Source organism: Streptacidiphilus sp. MAP5-3 (genome assembly GCF_041262505.1).
Classification (GTDB): domain Bacteria; phylum Actinomycetota; class Actinomycetes; order Streptomycetales; family Streptomycetaceae; genus Streptacidiphilus.
On record NZ_JBGCCL010000010.1, the window covers coordinates 125,189 to 149,539 of the forward strand.

At 72.1% G+C, this 24,351-nt stretch carries 23 protein-coding genes; 19 read left to right on the forward strand and 4 right to left on the reverse strand.

The genetic code is table 11. The features are described from left to right. Positions 1–113 precede the first annotated feature (113 nt). Positions 114–722: a GTP cyclohydrolase I FolE gene (gene folE, locus ABH928_RS17635; protein ID WP_370067355.1), complete on the forward strand. Its 609-nt coding sequence runs from the start codon at positions 114–116 to the stop codon at positions 720–722. 167 nt (positions 723–889) lie between these two features. Here the strand turns inward: folE and ABH928_RS17640 are convergent, their stop codons facing one another. Further along, complete coding sequence (locus ABH928_RS17640) at positions 890–2,050, reverse strand: alpha/beta hydrolase (protein ID WP_370067357.1); 1,161 nt, start codon at positions 2,048–2,050, stop codon at positions 890–892. A gap of 238 nt (positions 2,051–2,288) precedes the next feature. Here ABH928_RS17640 and ABH928_RS17645 point away from each other — a divergent pair, with 238 nt between their 5' ends. From ABH928_RS17645 to ABH928_RS17675, 7 genes are all read left to right on the forward strand, one after another. Beyond that, positions 2,289–4,097 carry a phosphatidylglycerol lysyltransferase domain-containing protein gene (locus ABH928_RS17645; protein WP_370067359.1) on the forward strand — a complete coding sequence of 603 codons (1,809 nt, stop codon included), beginning with the start codon at positions 2,289–2,291 and terminating at the stop codon, positions 4,095–4,097. An 80-nt stretch (positions 4,098–4,177) separates the two neighbouring features. Beyond that, on the forward strand, positions 4,178–5,062 hold the full coding sequence (folP, locus tag ABH928_RS17650) for a dihydropteroate synthase (RefSeq protein ID WP_370067361.1): 885 nt from the start codon (positions 4,178–4,180) through the stop codon (positions 5,060–5,062). Then, positions 5,059–5,556, forward strand: coding sequence for a nuclear transport factor 2 family protein (locus ABH928_RS17655; protein ID WP_370067363.1), 498 nt, complete (start codon positions 5,059–5,061; stop codon positions 5,554–5,556). Before folP ends, ABH928_RS17655 begins: the two co-directional genes overlap by 4 nt. Before the next feature lie 186 nt (positions 5,557–5,742). Beyond that, positions 5,743–6,105, forward strand: coding sequence for a dihydroneopterin aldolase (folB, locus tag ABH928_RS17660; protein WP_370067365.1), 363 nt, complete (start codon positions 5,743–5,745; stop codon positions 6,103–6,105). 14 nt (positions 6,106–6,119) lie between these two features. Next, positions 6,120–6,707 (forward strand): 2-amino-4-hydroxy-6-hydroxymethyldihydropteridine diphosphokinase, encoded by a 588-nt coding sequence (gene folK, locus ABH928_RS17665; RefSeq protein WP_370067367.1) that lies wholly within the window; start codon positions 6,120–6,122, stop codon positions 6,705–6,707. A 118-nt stretch (positions 6,708–6,825) separates the two neighbouring features. Beyond that, positions 6,826–7,311: a DUF3180 domain-containing protein gene (locus tag ABH928_RS17670; RefSeq protein ID WP_370067369.1), complete on the forward strand. Its 486-nt coding sequence runs from the start codon at positions 6,826–6,828 to the stop codon at positions 7,309–7,311. 131 nt (positions 7,312–7,442) lie between these two features. After that, the gene (locus ABH928_RS17675) at positions 7,443–8,840 is read left to right on the forward strand and encodes a hypothetical protein (RefSeq protein WP_370067371.1); all 1,398 of its coding nucleotides are present in this window, start codon (positions 7,443–7,445) and stop codon (positions 8,838–8,840) included. A 91-nt stretch (positions 8,841–8,931) separates the two neighbouring features. Here the strand turns inward: ABH928_RS17675 and ABH928_RS17680 are convergent, their stop codons facing one another. Continuing rightward, a complete protein-coding gene (locus ABH928_RS17680; protein WP_370067373.1) occupies positions 8,932–10,089 on the reverse strand; it encodes an NADH-quinone oxidoreductase subunit D in 1,158 nt (385 codons plus the stop codon). A gap of 11 nt (positions 10,090–10,100) precedes the next feature. Further along, positions 10,101–11,228, reverse strand: coding sequence for an SAM-dependent methyltransferase (locus ABH928_RS17685; RefSeq protein ID WP_370067375.1), 1,128 nt, complete (start codon positions 11,226–11,228; stop codon positions 10,101–10,103). A gap of 112 nt (positions 11,229–11,340) precedes the next feature. Here ABH928_RS17685 and ABH928_RS17690 point away from each other — a divergent pair, with 112 nt between their 5' ends. Together ABH928_RS17690 and ABH928_RS17695 are read left to right on the forward strand one after the other, a co-directional pair. Continuing rightward, positions 11,341–12,522, forward strand: a complete 1,182-nt coding sequence (locus ABH928_RS17690) for a sensor histidine kinase (RefSeq protein WP_370067377.1) — start codon at positions 11,341–11,343, stop codon at positions 12,520–12,522. 37 nt (positions 12,523–12,559) lie between these two features. After that, positions 12,560–13,237, forward strand: a complete 678-nt coding sequence (locus ABH928_RS17695) for a response regulator (protein ID WP_370067379.1) — start codon at positions 12,560–12,562, stop codon at positions 13,235–13,237. A 48-nt stretch (positions 13,238–13,285) separates the two neighbouring features. Here the strand turns inward: ABH928_RS17695 and ABH928_RS17700 are convergent, their stop codons facing one another. Beyond that, on the reverse strand, positions 13,286–14,425 hold the full coding sequence (locus ABH928_RS17700) for a low specificity L-threonine aldolase (RefSeq protein ID WP_370067381.1): 1,140 nt from the start codon (positions 14,423–14,425) through the stop codon (positions 13,286–13,288). Positions 14,426–14,511: 86 nt separating this feature from the next. Between ABH928_RS17700 and ABH928_RS17705 the strand changes: the two genes are divergently transcribed. From ABH928_RS17705 to ABH928_RS17745, 9 genes are all read left to right on the forward strand, one after another. Next, positions 14,512–15,177: a lysophospholipid acyltransferase family protein gene (locus ABH928_RS17705; RefSeq protein ID WP_370067383.1), complete on the forward strand. Its 666-nt coding sequence runs from the start codon at positions 14,512–14,514 to the stop codon at positions 15,175–15,177. Between the two features lie 125 nt (positions 15,178–15,302). Continuing rightward, a complete protein-coding gene (locus ABH928_RS17710; RefSeq protein WP_370067385.1) occupies positions 15,303–16,247 on the forward strand; it encodes a Rossmann-like and DUF2520 domain-containing protein in 945 nt (314 codons plus the stop codon). After that, on the forward strand, positions 16,244–17,161 hold the full coding sequence (panC, locus tag ABH928_RS17715) for a pantoate--beta-alanine ligase (protein WP_370067580.1): 918 nt from the start codon (positions 16,244–16,246) through the stop codon (positions 17,159–17,161). The genes ABH928_RS17710 and panC overlap by 4 nt, the downstream gene beginning before the upstream one ends. A gap of 59 nt (positions 17,162–17,220) precedes the next feature. Then, on the forward strand, positions 17,221–17,667 hold the full coding sequence (panD, locus tag ABH928_RS17720; protein ID WP_370067387.1) for an aspartate 1-decarboxylase: 447 nt from the start codon (positions 17,221–17,223) through the stop codon (positions 17,665–17,667). After that, a complete protein-coding gene (locus ABH928_RS17725) occupies positions 17,664–19,328 on the forward strand; it encodes an L-aspartate oxidase (RefSeq protein WP_370067390.1) in 1,665 nt (554 codons plus the stop codon). The genes panD and ABH928_RS17725 overlap by 4 nt, the downstream gene beginning before the upstream one ends. A 188-nt stretch (positions 19,329–19,516) precedes the next feature. Next, complete coding sequence (nadC, locus tag ABH928_RS17730) at positions 19,517–20,476, forward strand: carboxylating nicotinate-nucleotide diphosphorylase (RefSeq protein ID WP_370067392.1); 960 nt, start codon at positions 19,517–19,519, stop codon at positions 20,474–20,476. A gap of 46 nt (positions 20,477–20,522) precedes the next feature. After that, positions 20,523–21,311 carry a type III pantothenate kinase gene (locus ABH928_RS17735; RefSeq protein ID WP_370067394.1) on the forward strand — a complete coding sequence of 263 codons (789 nt, stop codon included), beginning with the start codon at positions 20,523–20,525 and terminating at the stop codon, positions 21,309–21,311. Between the two features lie 99 nt (positions 21,312–21,410). After that, the gene (locus ABH928_RS17740) at positions 21,411–22,457 is read left to right on the forward strand and encodes a hypothetical protein (protein ID WP_370067595.1); all 1,047 of its coding nucleotides are present in this window, start codon (positions 21,411–21,413) and stop codon (positions 22,455–22,457) included. 197 nt (positions 22,458–22,654) lie between these two features. Further along, on the forward strand, positions 22,655–24,283 hold the full coding sequence (locus ABH928_RS17745; RefSeq protein ID WP_370067396.1) for an LPXTG cell wall anchor domain-containing protein: 1,629 nt from the start codon (positions 22,655–22,657) through the stop codon (positions 24,281–24,283). Positions 24,284–24,351 lie beyond the last annotated feature (68 nt).

Genomic DNA, 24,351 nt, shown 5'->3' on the forward strand with positions numbered 1-24,351 from the left:
GCGCCTGTCACGGGCGTCCGGAATGAATGCTGCTGCCCCGAGGCTATTAGCCTTGGGGCAGCAGTACGTTTGTCCGACGTTTTTCGTTCTGATCGTTCTGAGGAGAACCGCCCATGATCGACCCGGTAACCATCGACGGTTCGTCCGGTGCCGTCCGGGAGTTCGACCAGAAGCGCGCGGAGGACGCGGTCCGCGAACTGCTCATCGCCGTCGGTGAGGACCCCGACCGCGAAGGCCTGCAGGACACGCCGGCGCGCGTGGCGCGCGCGTACAAGGAGATCTTCGCGGGGCTCTTCCAGGAGCCCGAGGACGTGCTGACCACCGTCTTCGACCTGGGCCACGACGAGCTGGTCCTGGTCAAGGACATCGAGCTGGTCTCCTGCTGCGAGCACCACCTGCTGCCGTTCCACGGCGTGGCGCACGTCGGCTACATACCTGCCGAGAACGGCAAGATCACCGGCCTGTCCAAGCTGGCCCGCCTGGTGGACGTCTACGCCCGCCGGCCCCAGGTGCAGGAGCGTCTGACGACGCAGATCGCCGACTCCCTGCTGCGGATCCTCGAGGCCCGCGGCGTGATCGTGGTCATCGAGGCGGAGCACATGTGCATGAGCGTGCGCGGCATCCGCAAGCCCGGCGCCAAGACGATGACCTCCGCGGTCCGCGGCCAGCTCCGCGACGGCAAGACCCGCGCCGAGGCCATGAGCCTGATCATCGGACGCTGAGTCTTCGGCGCGTGGGCGGTTGCACTATCAGGGGCGCGGGGAACTGCGCGACAAGCCACCCACTCAGGTAGAGCCCCGAACGTGCAGGGCCATCCGCTCGTCAGTGGTTTCTCGCGCAGTTCCCCGCGCCCCTGAGGAAAGTGCAACTTCCCCGCTTGCTGACCAGCTCAGGCGGTACCCGTGCCCGTGGGGACGAGGAGGTGGTTGGCGACCCACGGGAGGGCCAGCGGGGTTTCCTGGTTCCACGTGGTGAAGTTGTGGCCGCCGGAGGCCAGGAAGAGCGAGGAGATCGCGAACGGCGGCTTCGCCTCGACCGCCTTGATGAACGCCTGCGTGTCCTTGTAGTCCGCCTCGGTCCTGCTGCTGGTCACCAGCAGCGACACCGGCACCGCCGGCAGGTGGGCCACGCGCCACATCAGGTCGGCCTGGTTCCGCAGGTCCTGGCTGCCGCCGAACAGGTTGCCCGTGGTGGAGTCCTCAGCGGCCTTGTAGTAGCCGGAGAGCGACGCCGCAGCCGTGAACGAGCCGGGCTCCCGCATCGCGAGCGACAGCGCGCAGTAGCCGCCGGTCGAGTCGCCGATCACGCCCCAGGCGCTGCCCGCGGTGGAGACGTTGTACTGCGTGGCCAGCGCACGCGGCAGGTCCTTCGAGAAGAAGGTCTGCGCCTGCGGCCCACCGGGGACGTCCTGGCACTCGTTGTCACGCGGCATCACCACGGACGGCCGCATCAGGACCATCACCGTCGGCGGCATCTTCTTCCGGTAGATGTCCTGCGCGGCGATCGTCGGGTACTTCATCCGCGAGATCAGGTTGTCCGGCGTGCCCGGGTAGCCGGTGAAGACGACCATCACCGGGAACTTCTTGTGCGCGTTCGCCGGGTCCTTGTACGCGGCCGGCAGGTAGACGAACGCGGGCTCGGTCAGGCCCGTCGAGCCGCCCTGTATGGCGACCTGCTGGACCGAGCCGCCGCTCGCGCCGGCGTCCGAGCCGCCCAGCTGGAGCGCGACCGGCTTGCTGGCCTGGACGGTGACGCTGCCCGCGCCCTTGCCGTCCGACGTCTGCTTGGTGTGGTCGACGATCGTCGGCGCCGGACCCTGGTCCGTGCCGAAGAGGTCGCTGAAGGAGCTGTAGAAGCCGCCCCAGTTGTTCGCGACCAGCCCGATCGCCACCAGGCTCAGCACCTGGCTCAGCAGCAGGGTCCCGACCCGTCCGCTGACGGCCTTCCAGTTGCGCCCGCTCAGCCTGGGCCAGAGCCAGACCGTTCCGACGAAGCTGGCGATCGCCAGGAGTGCGACGAGCAGCTCCAGTTTCTTGCTGGTGAGTCCCATGTCGTGCCTGCGCCCAAACCTCTGTCCCGATGACCGCCCGTCGCTGTCCGGCGACGCGGCGTGTCCTGCTCCGACCCGATTGGTGGTTCGGGTCCGGAGCTCCGACGTTCCAGCATGCCTGAGCGGTTCCTGAGCACCCGCACTGTAGTCCCCGTACGCCTGCTATTCATGTGCGCTCATCACCTAGGATGTCCCACCGGGAACCAAGTCCTTACCTGTGCGTCTACGCTTTGCTCCCATGAGTGAACCCGTGGCCACCGAGCGACCGACCCGCAAGGGCCTGCCGATCCCCAAGGTCTCCCGTCCCTGGGTGCCACGTGCAGTCGGCTACGCCACGGCCCTGATCGGCATCTTCGACATCGTCGCCGGGCTCGAGCCGCACTTCCGCGAGAGCGACGCGCACAAGATCGCCAGCCTGCTGCCGGGCACGGTCACCACGCTGGCCACGGCCGCGTCCCTGGTCGTCGGCATCCTGCTGATCATGCTGGCGCACGCGCTGCGCCGCCGTAAGGCGCGGGCGTTCCGTGCCGTCGCCGTGCTGCTGCCGGTCGGCGCCCTGGTCGAGCTGCTGCGCTGGCACCACACCGGCACCGCGGTGATCTCGCTGGTCGTCTGGGTGCTGCTGCTGGTCAACCACCGCGAGTTCTACGCCCTGTCCGACCCGCGGACGCGCTGGCGGGCGCTGTTCAACTTCGTGCTGATGCTCGCGCTGAGCTTCGGCTTCGGCCTGATCATCGTCAGCTCGCACGCCAAGACGACCGTGGGCGATCCCACACTGCGGGAACGATTCTGGGAGGTCTTCTGGGGCCTGCTCGGCATCGGCGGCCCGATCTCGTACGTCGGTGACCGCACCGGCGACCTGGTCTACTACTCGCTGGCCGGCCTCGGCCTGTTCACCGCGGTCAGCACGGCGTGGCTGGCGCTGCGCCCGTCCAAGCCGGTCGCCCGGCTGGACGCGTCCGAGGAGCAGCGGGTCCGCGAGCTGCTGGTCAAGCACGGCGTCCGCGACTCGCTCGGCTACTTCGCGCTGCGGCGCGACAAGAGCGTGATCTTCTCGCCCACCGGCAAGGCGGCGGTGGCCTACCGCGTCGTCTCCGGGGTGATGCTCGCCTCGGGCGACCCGATCGGCGACGTCGAGGCGTGGCCGGGCGCGATCAAGTGCTTCATGGAGGAGGCCTACCGGCACGCCTGGGTCCCCGCCGTGATGGGCTGCAGCGAGACCGGCGGCGAGGTCTGGACCCGCGAGGCGGGCCTGGATGCGCTGGAGATCGGCGACGAGGCCATCGTCGAGGTGGCCGACTTCACGCTGGAGGGCCGCGCGATGCGCAACGTCCGCCAGATGGTGAAGCGCATCGAGCGGGCCGGCTACGAGTGCCGGGTCCGCCGCGTCGAGGAGCTGGATGCGACGGAGCGCGAGGCGATCCGTCACGCCGCGGACACCTGGCGCGGCACGGAGACCGAGCGCGGCTTCTCCATGGCGCTGGGCCGCTTCGGCGACGTCCGCGACGAGGGCTGTGTGGTCGTCACCGCGCACAAGGCAGTCGAGGGGGCGCCCGAGGGAGCCTCGGACATCCGGGCCGTGCTGCACTTCGTGCCGTGGGGCAAGGACGGCATCTCGCTGGAGCTGATGCGGCGCGACCGCGACGCCGACCCGGGCCTGAACGAGTTGCTGATCGTCAAGGCGCTGGAGGCCGGTCCGTCGCTGGGCGTCAACCGGGTCTCGCTCAACTTCGCGATGTTCCGCTCGGCGCTGGCGCGCGGCGAGCGGATCGGTGCGGGCCCGGTGCTGCGGGCGTGGCGCGGGCTGCTGGTCTTCCTGTCGCGGTGGTTCCAGATCGAGTCGCTGTACAAGTTCAACGCGAAGTTCCGCCCGATCTGGGAACCGCGGTTCCTGGTCTACCCGAGCGCCTCGGATCTCCCGCGCATCGGTATCGCGGCGCTCCAGGCGGAGGCGTTCATCGTCATGGAGCTGCCGAAGTCGCTCCGGCGCTTCCAACGGGCGGTCTCCGACCCCAACGAGGCGATCACCATCCCGGCCCCCAGGTAGTTGCGGTTTCTTTGGGGGCGCGGGGAAAGTGCATCTGGCCGCCGGAACTTCAGCGGAGCGCCTGGCGGGATAATCAGGGCATGGAATCTCCGCGCCGTACCCTCCCCGGGCTGCCTGACTGGGGCCGCTGTGGGGTGATGGGCATCGTCAACGTCACCCCGGACTCCTTCTCCGACGGAGGGCTCTGGCTCGATCCGGACAAGGCCGTCGCCCACGGCGTCGAGCTCGCGCGGCGTGGAGCCGATCTCGTGGACGTGGGCGGGGAGTCCACCCGTCCGGGGGCCAAGCGCGTGACGGAGGAGGAGGAGCTCCGGCGCGTGCTGCCCGTCGTGCGCGGCCTCGCCGCGGAGGGCGTGGTGGTGAGCGTCGACACCATGCGTGCCGCCGTCGCGGACGCGGCCGTCGCCGCCGGGGCGAAGGTGATCAACGACGTCAGCGGCGGGCGCGCGGACGCGACGATGGTCAAGGTCGCGGCGGAGACGGGTGTCCCCTTTGTGGTGATGCACTGGCGTGGCCAGTCGACCGAGATGGACGCCCTGGCCCGCTACGAGGACGTCGTCGGCGAGGTGGTCCGCGAGGTCGAGCAGCAGATGGAGGCGGTCGTCGCGGGCGGCGTGCGCCCGGAGCAGGTGATCGTCGACCCGGGGCTGGGCTTCGCCAAGACCCGCGAGGACGACTGGGCGCTGCTGGCCCGGCTCGACGCCTGGGCCCGGCTTTCGCGGCCGGTCCTCGTCGCGGCCTCGCGCAAGCGCTTCCTCGGGACGCTGCTGGCCGACGCGCGCACGGGCGAGCTGCGCCCCGCGCGTGAGCGGGACGCCGCGACTGCCGCGGTCACCGCGCTGGCCGCGGCCGGTGGGGCGTGGGCCGTGCGGGTGCACGAGGTGACCGCCAGCGCGGACGGGGTGCGGGTCGAGGCCGCCCTGCGCGAGGCGCGTCAGCTGCGGGACGGGCGAGCCGCCGGGTGACCGGCGTCCCCACGGGCAGCGACGCGGACGTCGCCGCCGTCACCGAGGCCAACCTGGCTCTCTACACCGCCCTGGAGGAGGGCGACCTGGACGCCCTCACGGACGCCTGGGTGTCCGGCGCGGACGCGGACGACGTGCACGGCGCGGTCTGCGTCCACCCGGGCTGGCCGGTGCTGCGCGGGCGGGCCTCGGTGCTGCGCTCGTACGCGCTGATCATGGCCCACACCGACTACATCCAGTTCTTCCTGACCGACGTCGAGGTCGAGGTGCTCGGCGATGTGGCACTTGTCACCTGCACCGAGAACATCCTCTCCAGCGGCGACGTCGAGACCGAGGGCGAGCTGGGTCCCCTGGTCGGGGGACAGGCGGTCGCGACGAACCTGTTCCGACGTACGGGTGAGGGCTGGCGGCTCTGGTCGCACCACGGTTCCCCGGTGCTCACCGGTGGCGGCGAGGACGGTGACGACGGGGACGACGCCGGCGGGGCGGTCTGAGCCGTAGGGCTGTGTGCGTCAGGTGGGCATTCCGGTCGTATTCGTTGGCTACAGGGCGCGCCCCTGGGATTCACAAGGGGGCCGCGCGGGATTGTCAGCATTGCAAGGTAGCTTGGACCCGTAGGCAAAGAAGCCTGATCGCTCCCGCGTGTGTCGTCGGTGAGCCGGACCACAGGGAGTCGTCACATGCTCGACCGGATTGCGGTCAAGGGCCTGCGGGCCCGTGGCCACCACGGGGTGTTCCCGCGTGAACGGGAGCACGGCCAGACCTTCGTCGTCGACGTGGTGCTCGGCGTCGACACGCGCAAGGCCGCGTCCGGCGACGAGCTCGCGGCGACGGCACACTACGGTGTCGTTGCCGAGGAGGTCGTCGCCGTCGTCACCGGAGACCCGGTGGACCTCATCGAAACCCTCGCCCAGCGCATCGCCGACCAGTGCCTCACGCACGCCGCCGTCGAGGAGGTGGAGGTCACCGTGCACAAGCCGGACGCGCCGATCACCGTCCCCTTCGACGACGTCACCATCACCATCGTTCGGAGCCGCGGATGAGTCCCATGATTCCCATGACGCCCGACCCCACTGCCTCGCCGGTCCCGGCCGAGATCAAGGCCGCAGTCGACTCGGCCGACACCACCCTGCACAACCCCCGCCGCGCGGTCATCGCCCTCGGCAGCAACCTCGGCAACCGCTTGGAGACCCTCCAGGGCGCGGTCGACCTGCTGGAGGACACCCCCGGCGTCCGGGTCAAGTCCGTCTCTGCGGTCTTCGAGACCGAGGGCGTCGGCGGTCCTGAGGACCAGCCCGCCTATCTCAACGCCGTGCTGGTGCTGAAGACCACGCTGCCGCCGCTTTCCCTGCTGGAGCGCGCCAACGCCATCGAGGACGCCTTCGGCCGGGTCCGCGAGGTCCGCTGGGGCCCGCGCACACTGGACGTCGACATCCTCGCGTACGAGGGCGTCGAGCAGGACGTCCCCGAGCTGGTCCTGCCGCACCCGCGCGCCCACGAGCGCGGTTTCGTGCTCGCCCCGTGGTTCGACGCCGAGCCGGAGGCCGAGCTGCCGGGCCGCGGCCGCGTCGCCGAGCTGCTCGCCGTGGTCGGCGAGGAGGGCGTCCGCCGCCGCGAGGACCTCGCGCTGCACCTGCCGCGCTGAGCGCAGCAGCGCTCGGCTCCGGGCCTGGGCCCCACCGGCCCGCCGCACCGCGCTGACCTCGCGTCAGCGTGTCGTACGGCAGGTACGGTAGAGCGCATCCTGGCTTGGAGGGACCGCTGTGAAGCCGCTTCGCCCGCTCGTACTGACCGTGATCACCCTGGTCGCGGGGGTGCTGTGCTGGGCCGGCGCGCGCCTGTGGAACTCGGTGGGCACACTGCCGGGCGTTCCGGCGGCTGCCCCGATCGTGCTGGCGGTGATCGCGGTCGTGCTTGCCGCGACTGCGATCTCGCTGCGCGGGCGGCTGCGCGCCCAGCGCGAGCGGGTGCCGGGGGCCAAGGGCGTCGATCCGCTGTCGGCTGCCCGCGCGGTGGTGCTGGGCCAGGCCAGCGCCCTGGTCGCGGCGTTGGTGACGGGCGTCTACGGCGGCATGGGCGTGTTCCTGCTCAGCCTGATGAGCAATGCCCCGGCCCGTAAGGGCCAGGCGCTCACCGCCCTCTTCGCGGTGGTCGCGGGCGTCGCCGTGATGGCCGCCGGGCTCTGGATCCAGCATGTCTGCAAGCTCCCCGAGGACGACGACGAGCGGGACCCGCATCGGTCCGAGTGACGGCGAATGTGTCAGGAAAGTCAGTGAATGTGTCAGCGAACGAGCCACTGACGGCCCTGTCCACCGTCTGTCAAGGGTGTATTTGACCCCTCGCCTGACATAAGTCGGACGATCACGCTAGATTTTTGGCCATGTCTCGTGGTCGCCACCGCCAAGCCTCGTCGCTTCGCCGGACGCTCCCCTCGCTCGCCTGTACCGTTCTGGCGCTCGCCGCACTCGCTGCGGCCTTGCTCACGAACAGTCTGACCGTGCAGCGGGTCCTGGTGATCAGCGTCGCAGTCGGCGCGTGCGCCACGGCCGCGCTGCTGCGCCAGCGCGAACGCGCGGCCGAGCTGGACCTCGCGGCCGAGCAGTCCGCCCGTACCCGGGACCAGGAGCGCTTCGAGGATCGGATCGCGGAGCTGGAGTACCAGTCCGAGGTCGCCGAGGAGCAGGTCAAGCGGCTGGAGCGCCGGGTTCTCGCGCACCGCAGCCAGGTGGCCCAGGCCGAGGCCGCCAACGGCCACCTGCTGCGCGAGCGGGCCCGGGTCGCCGCGGAGCAGGCGCTGCGTGACGCCGAGGCCGGCCAGAGCCGCGAGGCCGCCAAGCGCGGCACCAAGCCGACGCCGACCCTCTACCTGCGGGCCGCCTCCGCCCTGCGCGGCATGGAGCGGCGCGCGGAACAGGCCGAGGCCGGCGCGACGCTGGCGCTGCGTCAGCCCCGGCTCCCGAAGGTCGCCCAGACGGCCCAGGTCACGCAGGTCGCTCAGGTCCCGGTTCCGCCGGCGCCGGTCGCGCCGAACCCGGGCATCCCGGCGCAGTCCGCACCGAAGTCGGCCGCGCAGGACGCCCGGCAGGGGGCCCCGCGGGGCGCCGATTCGGTGAGCATTCGTCAAGAACTTCCGGCCGCAGCGGCCGACCGCCCGACGGAGGCCCAGCAGCCTGCGGCCGAGCAGGAGCGGTCCACTCAGGCGGATCGGCCTCAGCCCGGCTCGGCCCTGGACGCGTTCGCCGCGCGGCAGGCGGCGACGGGGCGTCAGCCGTCCGGCGCCACCGCCCTCACCGGCTCGGGCGCGGCCCAGCGTGGGCTCGTCGCCCCCTACATGTCCGGTGCCGGGCAGTCCGTCGCCTCGGGCGTCGAGCCCTCGGCCGCGATGGCCCCGGCCTGGGCGCGGGCCGCGCTGCCCCCGCTGCGTCCGGCCGCGGCCGTGCCGCCGAACGTGATGCCGCGTCAGGACCGGGCGACGGGCACGTTCAACTTCTTCTCCCGCCAGGAGACGGCGATAGGTGCCAAGCTCGGTGAGCAGGACGCGTCCGCCACCGCGTCCGTCACCGCCTCTCTCGCTGCCGACCTCGCAGCGACGGAAGCGGACACCGCGGACGTCGTCGGCGACGAGGCAGTGGCCGCCCAGGCCGGTTACGTGGCCGCACCTGCCGCGCCCTCGGTCCTGCCGACCCACGCACGCGAGCGCATCGAGCACGCGCTGGTCGACCTCACCGCCGAGGACGAGACCGAGCCGATCGACGTCCGCGCCATCCGCGCGGTCTGAGCATCCCGCGCGCTCTGAGCCGCCGACCGACAGAGCCCCGCTCCACCATCGGTGGGAGCGGGGCTCGGTTCGTTCCTGGAACTGCCTGCGGCTACTTGTCGACGTCGCCGACGACGAAGAACATCGAGCCCAGGATGGCGACCATGTCCGGGACCAACGTCCCCGGCAGGATCTCACTCAGCACCTGCAGGTTGTTGAAGGACGCCGAGCGCAGCTTGAGCCGCCACGGGGTCTTGTCGCCGCGCGAGACCAGGTAGTAGCCGTTGACCCCGAGGGGGTTCTCGGTCCAGGCGTAGGTGGTGCCCTCCGGGGCCTTGAGGACCTTGGGCAGCCGCACGTTGACGGGACCGGGCGGCAGCTCGGCGATCCGGTCCAGGCAGGCGTCGGCCAGGTCCAGGCTGTTGTGGACCTGCTCCAGCAGGCACTCGAACCGGGCCAGGCAGTCGCCGGTCTCCCGGGTCGGCACCCGCAGCACGTCCGCCAGCTCGCCGTAGGCCAGGTACGGCTCGTCCCGGCGCAGGTCGAAGTCGACGCCGGAGGCGCGGGCGATCGGCCCGCTCAGCCCGTAGGCGTGGACCAGGTCCTGACGCAGCACACCGACGCCGGTCGTCCGGGCCCGGAAGATCTCGTTGCCCAGCACCAGCCGGTCGAAGACCTCCGTCTTGGCCCGCACGGCGGCGACTGCGCCGCGCACCCGCCCGTACCAGCCGGCGGGCAGGTCCTCCTTGAGGCCGCCGACGCGGTTGAACATGTAGTGCATCCGGCCGCCGGAGGCCTCCTCCAGCGCGGCCTGGAGCCGTTCGCGTTCTTCGAAGGCGTGGAAGATCGGCGTGATCCCGCCGAGCTCCAACGGGTAGGAGCCGAGGAACATCAGGTGGTTGAGCACCCGGTTCAGCTCGGCCAGCAGCGTCCTGGTCCAGGTGGCCCGGACGGGGACCTCCATGCCCAGCATCCGCTCGACCGCGAGGACGACGCCCAGCTCGTTGCCGAAGGCGGACAGCCAGTCGTGGCGGTTGGCCAGCATGATGATCTGGCGGTAGTCCCGCGCCTCGAACAGCTTCTCCGCGCCGCGGTGCATGTAGCCGATGACCGGCTCCGCCGCGGTGATCCGCTCGCCGTCCAGGTGCAGCTTCAGCCGCAGCACGCCGTGGGTGGAGGGGTGCTGCGGCCCGATGTTGAGCACCATGTCGCTCGTGCCCAGCTCGGTCGCGGCGGCGCCCGCGCCGATGCCGACCGTCGTCTCCTTCATGGGCACAGGGTTCATGGACACAGAGTCTGCCATCCCACCGGGATCTCCATGTCCACAGCCTGTGCGCCCCAGAGGAAGGAGCCCAGCCCGCCGACCGCGATCAGCTCGGCCGCCTCCCCGGCGGCGGAGAGCGCGCGCAGGTATCCGGTCGGGTCGCTGGAGGCCAGCGCCAGCGGGGGACGGGCCCCGGAGACGCCGAGCGCCCGCAGCGCCGCGCGCTGCGTCGTCCACAGGCTGTGGGTGACGCGCGGGTTCGTGCGGGCGGCGGCGTCCAGGCAGGAGTCGAGGGCGACGTGCGCGGTCAGATCGCAGCTGCCGTCCGGGAGAGGGGCGACCTGCCGACCGTTCCGGTAGCCGGTGAGGGTGCCGAACGGAGGACGGGCGTCGCGGGTGTGCGCGTAGTCGGCGGTCACCGCGAGGCCCCGGCCGAGCGCCGCGACCGCCTCGGACCACGCCCGGTCCCGGGGCAGACCCAGCTCCGCCCGGCCGCCGGGCGGGAGGTCCGGGTACTGCGCGGCCAGCCAGGCCGCGTCCTCGGGCGTGAGCCCCGGGCCCGGCTGCTCCTCGCCGGTCGCCGGGTCGACGAGCAGGTAGCGGGGCACCCCGTCCCCGCCGTCCTCGCCGTCCTCGCCGTCCTCGCCGTCCTCGTCGTCCTCGCCGTCGTCGGCGAGCTCGGCGACGTCCACCGGCACGTTGTCCAGCCACTCGTTGGCGAAGAGCAGGCCGTGGGGGAGCGGTTCGATCTCCGCACCCCACGCGATCGCGTCCGGCAGCCCGTCCGGGCGGGCGGCGCGCTCGACCGCGCGCAGTTCCAGCCGCGCGCCGAGCTCGGTCCCGTCGGTGAGCTGCGCCAGCGCGGCGAGCAGCTCGCCGCGACCGGCGCCGACGTCGCAGACGACCAGGCGGTCCGGGCGGCCCAGGCCCTCGTCCACCCACTCGACCAGCCGCAGCACCGCCCGGGCGAAGAGCGGACTGGCGTGCACCGACGTGCGGAAGTGCGCGGCCGGGCCCCCAGGCTGCTCGGTGTCGGGTCGGACGAAGAACCCGTCCGGCCCGTAGAGGGCCGCCTCCGTCGCCTGCCGCCACGGCACCATGCTGTTCCCGGCCCCACCATCGTTCACGGCCCCACCATCGCTCATCCCTCCACCATCCCAGCGGGTGCCGAAGCCAACCAACTCCGACCTGCGGAGGATGCCCGAGTCCGCCCGACGGCGGACGGTTCGGGCGCTCCGCGCTGCCTAGTCTGTAATCGTGCAACTCCTCTACAGCTGGTTCCGCCGCCACCCCACGGTGTCCGACACCGCGTGGGCCGCGTTGGTGTTCCTGCTGTCGTTGATGGGAGTGATCGGCCAGCGCAGCATCGGTCAGCTCCTGCTGGCCTTCGCGCTCTGCTGCCTGATGTGCGTCCGCCGCATCTATCCGGACGCCGCCATGTGGACGGCTGTCGCGCTCGCCTTCGCGCAGATGGCGTACGGCAACAACGTCTACCCCTCCGACATCGCGCTGCTGGTCCTCACCTACGGCGCCGCCGCGTTCGGCCGCCCCTGGACTTCGCGGTGCGCGCTGGTGCTGGCGTTCCTGTCCGGCCCGTTCGCGATCCTCGCCTTCAACAGTGGACCTCAGCACGGGATCGTCACGCTGACCGTGATCTCGCTGGTCGCGTCGACGCCGTTCGTGCTCAGCTGGGTCCTCGGGCGCTTCACCAGCATCCGCCGCGCCTACTACGCGCAGCTGGAGGACCGCGCCGCCCGGCTGGAGCGTGAGCGCGACGCCCAGGCCAAGATCGCCGTCGCTGCCGAGCGCGCCCGGATCGCCCGTGAGCTGCACGACGTGGTGGCCCACAACGTCTCGGTGATGATCGTCCAGGCGGACGGCGCCTCCTACGTCATGGACTCCTCGCCCGAGCAGGCCAAGGAGGCGCTGGCCACCATCGCCGGCACCGGCCGCCAGGCGCTGGCGGAGATGCGCCGCCTGCTCGGTCTGCTGCGGGCGGAGGACAGCGTCGGCGAGTACGTGCCGCAGCCCGGCGTCGAGCAGCTCCCTGACCTGCTGGAGCAGGTCCGCAGCGCGGGCCTGCCGGTCGAGTTCCGGATCGAGGGCGAGCCCCGGCCGCTGCCGCGCGGCGTCGAGCTGACGGCCTATCGGATCGTCCAGGAGGCGCTCACCAACGCTCGCAAGCACGGCGGCCCGGAGGCCTCCGCCAAGGTGCAGCTGCGGTTCCATGACGGCGACCTGGCCATGATCATCGAGGACGACGGCCGCGGCGCGAGCGCGGAGCTGGCCCGAGGGGGCGGCGAGGACGGCTTCGGCCACGGCCTGATCGGCATGCGCGAGCGGGTCGGCATGGTCGGCGGCAGCCTGGACGCCGGCCCGCGCAGTGGCGGCGGCTTCCGTATCGAGGCCGTGCTGCCGCTCGGCCCGGCGAAGATCTGACCTGAGTCCGACGCGAGGATAGAGAAGAGGGTTCTGGGTGACCGTCCGGATCATGCTGGTCGACGACCAGGAGCTGCTGCGCACCGGCTTCCGCATGGTGCTGCAGTCGCAGCCCGACATCGAGATCGTCGCGGAGGCGGGCGACGGCGCGCAGGCCCTGGAGGTGCTTGCGCAGACCCCCGTCGACGTGGTCCTGATGGACGTCCGCATGCCCCGCCTCGACGGCGTGGAGGCGACCCGCCGCATCTGCGACGGCTCGGTCCCGCTGGCGTCCTCGCCGCGGGTGCTCATCCTGACCACCTTCGACCTGGACGAGTACGCGTTCTCGGCGCTGAAGGCCGGTGCCAGCGGGTTCCTGCTGAAGGACGTCCCGCCGACGGAGCTGGTCGCCGCGATCCGCGCCGTCAGCAGCGGCGAGGCGGTGGTCGCCCCGACCACCACCCGACGGATGATCGACCGCTTCACGGCAGTGCTGCCGTCGGCATCAGCCCCCAAGCTCACCCCGGAGCTGGAACGCCTGACGGAACGTGAGCGCGAGGTCCTCCTGCTGGTCGCCCAGGGGCTCTCCAACGGCGAGATCGCGGAAGGCCTGGGCCTGTCGGAGGCGACGGTCAAGACGCACGTCGGAAGGATCCTGACCAAGCTGGATCTCCGCGACCGGGTTCAGGCGGTGGTCCTGGCGTACGAGACCGGGCTCGTCCAAGCGGGCGGATAAGTCTTCGCACGGTGGGACGTTGTCATCACCCCTAGGGGCGATGGCAACTCATCCGAGGAGTGTCACGAACTCCTTGAGCGCGTCCGCGACGTCCTCCTCGGTCCACTCCAGTGCCGGGCCCGCCACCGTGATCTCCGTCAGCGACAGCCCCGGCACCGCCGAGTCCCGCCAGCCGCCGAACAGGACCCGCCGGGACTCCTCCGCCTGGCGGAGCGTCGCCTCGTTCAGCCGGTCCGCCGGGTACGGGAGCCAGAACTGGAACTGGTGCGTCTGCGGCACCGCAGGATGCACCCGTCCGCCCGGCGCAGCCGACAGCGCTGTGGCGACCGTCTTCGCGTGGTCCACGTACGCGTCCAGGCGCGGGAGTTCACGGTCCAGCCCGACCAACGCGGAGAGCACGGCGGGCCACTGCTGGAAGAGCTGGCCGCCGTAGCGGTGCCGCCAGGCCCTCGCCTGGGCGACGTACTCGGTGGGTCCGGCCAGCGCGGCGCCGCTGATGCCGCCGAGGGTCTTGTAGAACGAGACGTAGACCGAGTCGGCCAGGCCCGCGATCTCCGGCAGGCTGCGGCCGAAGTGCGGCTCGGTCTCCCACAGCCGCGCGCCGTCGAAGTGGACCACTGCGTCCCGCTCGCGCGCCGCCGCGACCGTCGCCGCCAGTTCGTCCCAGGTGGGGAGCACGAAACCCGCGTCGCGCAGCGGCAGTTCCAGCATCAGGGTGCCGAACGGCTCGTCGCAGTCGGCAATTTCGGCTGCGGAGGGGAGCCGCGGCGCGGTGGTGGGCCAGACCGAGCGCAGGCCCGTCAACTGGGAGTACGCCTGGCGTTCGTGCACCTCGGGGTGGGCGAGCGGGTGCATCGCCGCCAAGGGGTTGCCGGTCCGTTCCGCCCAGCAGCGCAGGGCGACCTGCTGGGCCATCGTGCCGGTCGGGAAGAAGGCCGCGGCCTCGGTGCCGAGCAGCTCGGCGACCCGGTCCTCCAGCGCGGTGACGATGCCGTCGCCGTAGACGTCGGGGCGCCCGTCCAGGTCGAACGCGGCTTGTCCGGCCTCGCCCGAGAGGTCGGCGAGGCGTTCGGCGAGGCTCTGCGGCCGGATCCCGGACAGCTGGCGCTCGCTGCCGCGCACCGCAGCGAAGCGGCGGTCGGCCGGGTCGATACTGGTGGCGGTGGTGCTCTCGTCTGTGTGTCCCATGCAGCCAGCGTCTCAGACGGTCTCGCCTCCCGCCGCTGTCGATGACGTACGATCCCCAGCGTCCGTCCGTCGACTCCGGAGGAACTGTGTCGCAAGCCCTCGCCAAGCTGGTGCTGTCCCCATTGGCGCGGATCGTCTACCGGCCCGTCGTGGTGGGCCGGGAGAACGTGCCGAAGCGCGGCCCGGTGATCATTGCGAGCAACCACCTGGCGGCGATCGACAGCGCGGTGATCCCGTTGTTGGCGCCGCGTCCGGTGTCGTTCCTGGCGAAGGCGGAGTACTTCACCGGCGCGGGGTTCAAGGGACGGCTCAACAAGATCTTCTTCACCGCGATGGACTCGATCCCGGTCGAACGCGGCACGCACCGCTCGGCGCAGGCGTCGCTCGACGCGGGGCTTGAGGTGTTGCAGGGCGGCGGGGCCTTCGGGATCTATCCGGAGGGCACGCGCTCGCGGGACGGTCGGCTGTACCGGGGCCGCACGGGTGTGGCGTGGCTGGCGCTCGCCTCGGGCGCGCCGGTGGTCCCGGTCGCGTTGACCGGCACGGAGCGGATCCAGCCGGTGGGCAAGCTCCTGCCGAGGATCCGGCGGGTGACGATCCGGTTCGGCGAGCCGCTGGACTTCTCCGAACGGATCGGGGAGACGCCGGTGGGCCCGGTTCGACGGGAGATCACCGACGAGATCATGGACGCGATCCACGCGCTCGGCGCGCAGCCCAGGGCTGACGCCTACAACGAGCCTCCGAAGGCGTAGCGCGCGCCCAGGCGGTGCATGGCGTAGGCCACAGCGACAGCCGACCCTGCGGTCGTACACTGGGCCGGAACGTCTGGTACCCGCTGAGGACTGGAACGGAACTGCACCGCTGTGAGGCGTGAGCAATGAGCACAGACGACTTCGGGCTGCCCGCCTTCGGGTCGCCGGATCCGGACGCGCCGGACAACAGGCCGGGGCGCCTCGCCGTCGGCGTCGTCGGGACGGGACGCGTCGGGCCCGCGCTCGGCGCGGCCCTGCAGTACGCCGGGCACAAGGTCGTGGCCGCCTCCGGCGTCTCCCTCGCGTCGCAGCGGCGCGCAGCCGCCCTGCTGCCCGGCGTACGGCTGGTGACGCCGCCGCAGGTGATGGCCGCCGCCGATCTCGTGCTGCTGACCGTGCCCGACGACGTGCTGGCCGATCTCGTCGCGGGCCTCGCCGCGACCGGCGCCGTACGCCCTGGCCAGCTGATCGTGCACACCTCCGGTGCCCAGGGCATCGCCGTGCTGGAGCCCGCCACCCGCGCCGGCGCCCTGCCGCTGGCCCTGCACCCGGCGATGACCTTCACCGGCACCAGCGTCGACGTCGCCCGTCTCGCGGGCTGCCCGTTCGGCGTCACCGCGCCGGAAGAACTGCGGCCGGTCGCCGAGGCGCTGGTCGTGGAGATGGGCGGCGAGCCCGAGTGGGTGCCCGAGGAGGCGCGTCCGCTCTACCACACGGCGCTCGCGCACGGGTCGAACCACCTGGTCACCCTGGTCTCCCAGGCGATGGAGCTGCTCTCGCTCGCCGGGGTCGCCGAGCCCGGCCGGATGCTCGGGCCGCTGCTCGGTGCCGCGCTCGACAACACCCTGCGCGCCGGCGACGCCGCGCTGACCGGCCCCGTCGCCCGGGGCGACGCCGGGACGGTGCGCGCCCACGTCGCGCAGCTGCGCCGGACCACGCCCCAACTGCTGGACGCCTACCGGGCCATGGCCCGGGCCACCGCCGACCGCGCGCTCGCGAACGGGATGCTCAAGCCCGAGGCCGCCGAGGCTCTGCTGGACGCCCTCGCGGACGAGACACGGGAGTTCTGATGACCGTTCTGGTGCACACCAAGGCCGAGCTGGAGGCGGTGGCCGCCGTCCCCCAGCCTTCGGCCGGGGGTACCCCCATCGGTCGTCCGCGCGCGGTGGTGATGACCATGGGCGCGCTGCACGAGGGGCACGCGACGCTGATCCGTACCGCGCGGTCCCGCGTCGGCGAGGAGGGGACGGTCGTCGTCACCGTCTTCGTCAACCCGCTGCAGTTCGGTGCGGGGGAGGACCTGGACCGTTACCCGCGCACGCTGGAGGCGGATCTGGTGCTGGCCGCGGACTCCGGCGCGGACGTCGTCTTCGCGCCCGGCGTGGACGAGGTCTACCCCGGCGGCGAGCCGCAGGTGCGGCTGAGCGCCGGGCCGATGGGCACCGGCTACGAGGGCGCGTCCCGGCCCGGGCACTTCGACGGGATGCTGACGGTGGTGGCCAAGCTGCTCCACCTCACCGGCCCCGACCTGGCCTTCTACGGCGAGAAGGACGGCCAGCAGCTGGCCCTGATCCGGCGCATGGTCGCCGACCTGAACTTCCCGGTGGAGATCGTGGGCGTGCCGACCGTCCGCGAGCCGGACGGGCTGGCGCTGTCCAGCCGCAACCGGTTCCTCTCCGCCGTGGAGCGGGAGCGCGCGCTGACGCTCTCCCGCGCCCTGTTCGCCGCCCGCGACGTGCGGGAGGCGGGCGGCGAGCCGTCAGCGGTACGCAAGGCCGCGTCGAGCGTGTTTGAGGCTGTGCCCTCCAAGGCTGTGCCTTCTCAAGAGGCGGGGAGCACCATCGCCCTCGACTACCTCGGCCTGATCGACCCGGCCGACTTCACCGAGATCGACCGGGACGACTTCACCGGCGAGGCGGTCCTGGCCGTCGCCGCCAAGGTGGGGGCGACCCGGCTGATCGACAACGTACGACTTCGGTTCTGACCGCTCTGACCGCTCGGTCCGGGCCCGGCATGTACCCCTACAGGAGACGTGACCACACCATGATCCGCACGATGCTCAAGTCCAAGATCCACCGGGCCACCGTCACCCAGGCCGACCTGCACTACGTCGGCTCGGTCACCGTGGACGAGGACCTCCTCGACGCCGCTGACATCCTGCCCGGCGAGCTGGTCCACATCGTCGACATCGACAACGGTTCGCGTCTGGAGACCTACACCATCGCCGGGGAGCGCGGCACCGGCGTGATCGGCATCAACGGTGCGGCGGCCCGTCTGGTCCACCCTGGTGACCTGGTGATCCTGATCGCCTACGGTCAGATGGAGGACGCCGAGGCCCGCTCCTACGAGCCGCGTATCGTCTTCGTCGACCGCGACAACCGGATCACCCACACCGGCGCGGACGCCGCCGCTGCCCCGGAGGGCAGTGGTCTGACGCGGGGCGACGCGATTGTGCCGAACCCCCTCGTAGCAGTACGGAGTCACTCATGACATCGGCATCGTCATCGGCGTCGGTCCGAAGACTGGCCGCACCGGCCCCCGGCTGGACCACGACCGCGGACGTGGTCGTCGTCGGCTCCGGCGTGGCCGGGCTGACCACCGCGCTGCGCGTGCGCGCGGGCGGTCTGCGGGTGCTCGTCGTCACCAAGGCGGTGCTGGACGAGGGCTCGACCCGCTGGGCGCAGGGCGGCATCGCCGCCGCGCTCGGCGAGGGCGACACCCCCGAGCAGCACCTGGCGGACACCCTCGTCGCGGGCGTGGGCCTGTGCGACGAGGACGCCGTGCGGATGCTGGTCACCGAGGGCCCCGGCGCGGTCCGCCGCCTGATCGAGACCGGCGCCGCCTTCGACACGGACGCCCAGGGCGAGATCCTGCTGACCCGCGAGGGCGGCCACCACCGCCGCCGGATCGCCCACGCGGGCGGCGACGCGACGGGCTTGGAGATATCGCGCGCGCTGGTCGAGGCCGTCCGCGACGACGAGGGCATCGAGCTGATCGAGCACGCCCTGGTGCTGGACCTGCTCACCGACGCCGAGGGCCGCACGGCCGGGCTGACCCTGCACGTGATGGGCGAGGGCCAGCGCGACGGTGTCGGCGCGGTCCACGCGCGGGCCGTGGTGCTGGCCACCGGCGGCCTGGGCCAGGTCTACTCCGCCACCACCAACCCCGCCGTCTCCACCGGCGACGGCGTCGCCCTGGCCCTGCGGGCCGGTGCGGAGGTCGCCGACCTGGAGTTCGTGCAGTTCCACCCGACCGTGCTCTGGCTCGGCCCGGATGCGGAGGGCCAGCAGCCGCTGATCTCCGAGGCGGTCCGCGGCGAGGGCGCCCACCTGGTGGACGCGGACGGCGTCCGGTTCATGGTCGGTCAGCACGAGCTGGCCGAGCTCGCGCCGCGCGACATCGTGGCCAAGGGCATCACGCGGCGGATGGCCGAGACCGGCGCGGAGCACATGTTCCTCGACGGCCGCCACTTCGGCGCGCAGATGTGGGAGGAGCGGTTCCCGACCATCCTCGCCTCCTGCCGTGCCCACGGCATCGACCCGGTGACCGGGCTGATCCCGGTCGCCCCGGCCGCGCACTACGCCTCCGGCGGGGTCCGCACCGACCTGCGCGGCCACACCTCGGTCTCCGGCCTCTACGCCTGCGGCGAGGCGGCCTGCACGGGCGTGCACGGCGCGAACCGGCTGGCGTCCAACTCGCTGCTCGAGGGTCTGGTCTTCGCGGAGCGCATCGCGGCGGACATCATCGAGCGCGACCGGCTCGGCAGGCTGACGCCGCGTCACGAGGACACGACCCGCCCGGTCGAGGTCGTCCCGCTGCTGGCCGCCGAGTCGCGGGCGGAGATCCAGCGCGTCATGACGCGCGGGGTCGGCGTCCTGCGGAGTGCGGGCAGCATGGCTGAGGCGACGGAGCGGCTGGCGGCGCTGGCGGAGTCGGAACCGGAGACGGAGAAGCGGGAGCCGGTCCAGGTCGAGACCTGGGAGGCCACCAACCTCCACCTGGTCGCGTCGGCGCTCACCGCGGCGGCGCTGCTCCGCGAGGAGACGCGCGGCTGCCACTGGCGCGAGGACGCACCGGACCGCGACGACGAGCGGTGGCGCAGGCACCTGGTCACGACGTTGGTCGACGGCACGCTTCGCGTCAGCGACTGAAATCGTGAGTGCGGCACTTTTGCAAGCGGGGAAGTTGCAATTCGCCAGGGGCGCGGGGAACTGCGCGAGACACCACCCTGTGCGGATGGCCCTGCTTGTTCGGTGTTGTACCTGCGTGGGTGGCTTGTCGCGCAGTTCCCCGCGCCCCTTGCGAATTGCAACGAACCCTCCGAGTAAAAGGAACCTCAGTGCACACCCACGATGAGCTCCCCGTCCTCCAGGACGCCTGCGGCGACGACTGCGCCTGCGGCGAGTACGAGACCGGCCTCGACCCCGAGCTCGCGGCCCTGCTGGAAGCCGCCGGGCTGGACCCCGTCGAGGTCGAGGACATCGCGACGCTCGCGCTCGCCGAGGACCTCGCCGGGGGCGAGGACGTGACGTCGGTGGCCACCGTTCCCGAGGACGCGGTCGCCACCGCGGACTTCACCACGCGTCAGGCCGGTGTCGTCTCGGGGCTGCGCGTCGCCGAGGCCGTGCTCTCGCTGGTCGCCGAGGAGGAGTTCACCGTCGAGCGGCATGTCGAGGACGGTGCCCGCGTCGAGGCCGGCACGGTGCTGCTCTCGGTGACCACCCGGACCCGTGACCTCCTCACGGCGGAGCGCTCCGCGCTCAACCTGCTCTGCCACATGTCCGGGATCGCCACCGCGACCCGCGCCTGGGCCGACGCCCTTGCGGGCACCAAGGCCGTCGTCCGTGACACCCGCAAGACCACCCCGGGCCTGCGCGCGCTGGAGAAGTACGCGGTCCGCTGTGGCGGCGGCGTCAACCACCGGATGGCGCTGTCGGACGCGGCGCTGGTCAAGGACAACCACGTGGTCGCCGCAGGTGGCGTCGCCGAGGCGTTCCAGGCCGTGCGCAAGGCGTACCCGGAGCTGCCGGTCGAGGTCGAGGTGGACACGCTGGAGCAGATCCCGCCGGTGCTGGAGGCGGGCGCGGACCTGATCCTGCTGGACAACTTCACCGTTCCGCAGCTGCGCGAGGCCGTCGCGCTGGTCGCGGGCCGGGCGAAGCTGGAGTCCTCCGGCGGGCTCACCCTGGCGAACGCGCGTGAGGTCGGCGAGACCGGGGTCGACTACCTGGCCGTCGGCGCGCTGACGCACTCGTCCCCCGTTCTCGACATCGGCCTGGACCTGCGCGGACAGTCCTGACTCTCCGTCCAGTCCCTGCCCACCCACGACCAGGAACGGCGCGCCCATGCTGCTCACCATCGACGTCGGCAACACCCACACCGTGCTCGGTCTCTTCGACGGCGAGGAGATCGTCGAGCACTGGCGGGTCTCCACCGACCCGCGCCGCACCGCCGACGAGCTGGCGGTGCTGATGCAGGGGCTGATGGGCGCGCACCCGGTGCTGAAGACCGAGTCCGTGGACGGGCTGGCGATCTGCTGTACCGTGCCGTCGGTCCTGCACGAGCTGCGCGAGGTGACCCGGCGTTACTACGGCGACGTCCCGGCCGTCCTGGTCGAGCCGGGCGTCAAGACCGGCGTGCACGTGCTGACCGACAACCCCAAGGAGGTCGGCACCGACCGGATCGTCAACACGCTGGCGGCCAAGCACCTCTATGGCGGCCCGTGCATCGTCGTCGACTTCGGAACCGCGACCAGCTTCGACGCGATCAACGAGCGCGGCGACTTCGTCGGCGGGGCGATCGCGCCGGGCATCGAGATCTCGGTGGAGGCGCTGGGCGTGCGCGGCGCGATGCTGCGCAAGATCGAGGTGACCCGGCCGCGTGGGGTGATCGGCAAGAACACCGTCGAGGCGATGCAGTCCGGCGTGCTCTTCGGCTTCGCCGGACAGGTCGACGGGATCGTCAACCGGATGGCGGCGGAGCTCGCCGAGGACCCGGACGACGTCCAGGTCATCGCGACCGGCGGCCTGGCGCCGCTGGTGCTCGGCGAGGCAACCAGCATCGACGTGCACGAGCCCTGGCTGACGCTGGTCGGGCTGCGGCTGGTCTTCGAGCGCAACAACGCCGCCTCATAAGGCAATTCGGACTCGAAAACGGAAGGGGAGAAATCGGACGACCCGCCGAAACTGGCGTGGTTCATCCGATTTTCCCTTTTCGTTACGTACAGTCGTCCCATGCCTACGCCTCACGGGTCTCGCGGCGGCATGGCCTTCAGCGCAGACGAGCTGCGGGTCCTCCGTCGGGCCCTCGCCCACGTCCTCAATCCACCGGTCGCGATGAGCGCGACGAGCACGACGAGCACGATCAGCGCAGTCAACGCGGTCGCGGCGGTCAGCGCGGTCAGCGCCGAGAGCAGACCCGACGTGTTCGGTCTGGTCCCGCGTGCCGCGCACGCCGCCTGGGTGGAGGACGTCCAGGACGTTCTGTGCCTCTCCGAGGCGATCGACGAAGCGGTGCACGAGGGCGGGAGGATGCGGGCGTTCGCGCTGGCGGAGCTGGTCCGCTACCGCGCCGCACTGCCCGGCAGTGCCACCGGCTATCTGGAGCGCCTGGAGGAGGCCGTCGCCGACGGCTACCTGCCGGACTCCGACGACCTCTCCGCCCTGCGTGCCCTCGGCGCGATGCCCTGCGCGACCGCCGAGCGCAGCCGCCGTACTGCCCTGCGCCGCCGCTGCGCGGAGCTGGCAGAAGTCAGTGCGCGGAAGCGACTCGACGGTCCGTCAGGGCCGTCGGGACGGCAGCTGCCGCGCCCCGCGCTGCCGGAACGGGAACCCGCCGCGCAGGTGGTCGCGTTGAGCGCGCCACGTGGTCAGCAGCAGGTGCCGGAGCAGCCGTCGCCGGGCCCGTTGGCGCCGATCGGGGGAGCGGCACAGGCGGTGCCGGAGATTCCGCGCCCGCCGCGGATCGCGAGCGTGCTGAGCGGGGGGAAGGTGGCGGACTTCGCGCGAGCGAACCGCCCGGCCAGGCTGCGCGAGAAGACCCGCGCGGAGTCGTACCCCCTGTCCATCCGTCGTGGAGGAACGATCGCCATGAGCAGCAACACCGAGCGCCCGACCCCGGCGTCCACCCCCGCGTCCGAGTCCGACCCGCAGCGCCGGACCCCGGCCCGCCCCGCCTCCGACCGCCCGGTCCGCCCGATTCCGACCCCGGGCGACCTCTTCCCGCGCGGCGTCCGCAAGAACACCGGCCAGGACGAGGAACTCGCCACCGGCACCGGGTGACCGGACGTCACCGGGCTCGGTCCGGCTGCGCCCTGACCGGCGGATAACGGTCGGGCCACAGCTCTGGCCTGCGAGAGCGGTGAAGTGGTTGGATCCAGCGCACCCTTCACACTTCGCTCACGTGGGAATCACAGATGCCTTTCATACGCACGCGTGCCGCAACTCGTCTCGGAGTTGCGGCCGCTGCCGTTCTCACCGTGGGTGGCCTCAGCGCTGTCCCGGCCGGCGCTGCCGGTTCGCACTTCCTCGCGGTGGTCTCCACGCCGCAGGTGACGTTGCTTCCGCAGTCGTCCGGTGTCCAGGCGCAGCAGTACCACAGCGTCGGCGTCTCGGTGATGTCCGAGGAGGCTCCGCTCTCCGGGGTCGAGGTCGCCGTCGACGCGAGCCGGCTCGCCGGTGTGGCGGGCCTCTCGCTGCCGGGCAACTGCCGCTTCACCGACGCCGCCAGGCTCCACGCCGCATGCTCGCTCGGCTCAGTCGACGGGATCGGCCAGGTCGACGTGGGCCTTCGCTCGCTGCCGGGCGCGAAGGTCGCCGCCAAGGGCTCGGTGCGGTTCACCGTCACCGCCGCCAACGCCACCGAGGACCCGAGCGGCCCGCCGACCACGACCACGGTCGTCGTCGGCGACGGCCCCGACCTTGCCGTGCTGCCGATGCCGACCACCCTGACCCTCGCCCCGGGCCGGACCCTGACGGTGAATCCGCAGGTCACCAATGTCGGTGACCAGGACGCCTCCGGTATCACCCTGCTGTTCGACCCGCTCGAAGGTGATGCCTGGTCGGTGGGCGGCGGCTTCGGCAACTGCCGCTACGGTGCCGACGCGGGTACGGGCGACCCCACCGCGGTGGTCTGCCACTTCGACACGGTCGTCAAGCCGGGCGAGACCTACCAGCTCGCCACCCCGGCCCCGGTCTCGGCCGTACCCCAGGCCGTGGACGGCATGCTGATGTACGGGTGGGACGTGACCGGCGGTGCGATCGACTCCTCGATCACCGGTGGCACGCCCGGCCACGGCGCACCACTCGCCCTCGTGCCGGTTCCGGCATCGGCCCGGCAGACGGTCCCGCATGTGGTCCCTGACATCAACTACGACAACAACGTCGCCGTCTCCCAACTGCACCTGGTCAGCCCGGACGACGTCGCCGCGGTCGCGCACGACGTGACCGGCACCGTGGGCCGGATGGCGACCACGGTGTTCGGCGTCCGGAACGACGGGACGGTGCCGACCCGTCAGATGTCCGGCAGCCCCGCCGGGACCACGGCGGCCCTGGTTGCGATGCTGCCGCAGGGCGTCAGCGTGGTCTCCGCGCCCAAGGGCTGCCAGGCCGAGCCCCTGGACGGTCCGCCGCCCGTGGCCGGGCTCACCCGGCTGCGCGCCCAGGCCGCCGGCGACGGCGTCCCCGGCGCGCTCTACGTCTGCCTGGTCACCAGGGTCCTGCGGCCCGGCGCGGAGGCGGACTTCGCCTTCACCCTGAAGCCGACCCGGACGCTGCACGCGGTGCCGGGCACCGTCGTGGCGGTGGGGCAGCCGGACGACAACACGCCGTTGAACAACGTCGCGACCTTCCAGGTGACGGCCACCCCCGCGGCCGGGAGCCCGTCGGCCTCGGCGTCCCCGGTCGCGCACCCGTCCGCCTCGGCGACCGCGGCTGCGACGGCTTCCGCCGCGCCGACCGCTCCGGGCGGCTCGCTGGCGCACACCGGCGGCGGCGACGACACCCTCCCGCTGGCCGGTGCCGGACTCGCGGCCGTCGTCCTCGGCGGAGCGGCACTCGTGCTCTCCCGGCGCCGTCGCAACGGAACTGTGGGCGGCAGCCACAGCTGACGCCCGGATCCGTCTCCGCGCCGGAGGAGGGGACAGAAGTCGGTAAGAACCTGCCGGTTCTTTGCCGT

Excerpts from the sequence above, each read along its gene's own strand:
- ABH928_RS17640 (WP_370067357.1), bottom strand. The coding sequence starts at position 2,050 with ATGGGACTCACCAGCAAGAAACTGGAGCTGCTCGTCGCACTCCTGGCG.
- ABH928_RS17700 (WP_370067381.1), bottom strand. The coding sequence starts at position 14,425 with ATGGGACACACAGACGAGAGCACCACCGCCACCAGTATCGACCCGGCC.
- folE (WP_370067355.1), top strand. The coding sequence starts at position 114 with ATGATCGACCCGGTAACCATCGACGGTTCGTCCGGTGCCGTCCGGGAG.
- ABH928_RS17735 (WP_370067394.1), top strand. The coding sequence starts at position 20,523 with ATGCTGCTCACCATCGACGTCGGCAACACCCACACCGTGCTCGGTCTC.
- ABH928_RS17725 (WP_370067390.1), top strand. The coding sequence starts at position 17,664 with ATGACATCGGCATCGTCATCGGCGTCGGTCCGAAGACTGGCCGCACCG.
- ABH928_RS17740 (WP_370067595.1), top strand. The coding sequence starts at position 21,411 with ATGCCTACGCCTCACGGGTCTCGCGGCGGCATGGCCTTCAGCGCAGAC.
- ABH928_RS17685 (WP_370067375.1), bottom strand. The coding sequence starts at position 11,228 with ATGAGCGATGGTGGGGCCGTGAACGATGGTGGGGCCGGGAACAGCATG.
- folB (WP_370067365.1), top strand. The coding sequence starts at position 5,743 with ATGCTCGACCGGATTGCGGTCAAGGGCCTGCGGGCCCGTGGCCACCAC.
- ABH928_RS17710 (WP_370067385.1), top strand. The coding sequence starts at position 15,303 with ATGAGCACAGACGACTTCGGGCTGCCCGCCTTCGGGTCGCCGGATCCG.
- panD (WP_370067387.1), top strand. The coding sequence starts at position 17,221 with ATGATCCGCACGATGCTCAAGTCCAAGATCCACCGGGCCACCGTCACC.
- ABH928_RS17645 (WP_370067359.1), top strand. The coding sequence starts at position 2,289 with ATGAGTGAACCCGTGGCCACCGAGCGACCGACCCGCAAGGGCCTGCCG.
- ABH928_RS17675 (WP_370067371.1), top strand. The coding sequence starts at position 7,443 with ATGTCTCGTGGTCGCCACCGCCAAGCCTCGTCGCTTCGCCGGACGCTC.
- folK (WP_370067367.1), top strand. The coding sequence starts at position 6,120 with ATGACGCCCGACCCCACTGCCTCGCCGGTCCCGGCCGAGATCAAGGCC.
- folP (WP_370067361.1), top strand. The coding sequence starts at position 4,178 with ATGGAATCTCCGCGCCGTACCCTCCCCGGGCTGCCTGACTGGGGCCGC.
- ABH928_RS17680 (WP_370067373.1), bottom strand. The coding sequence starts at position 10,089 with ATGAAGGAGACGACGGTCGGCATCGGCGCGGGCGCCGCCGCGACCGAG.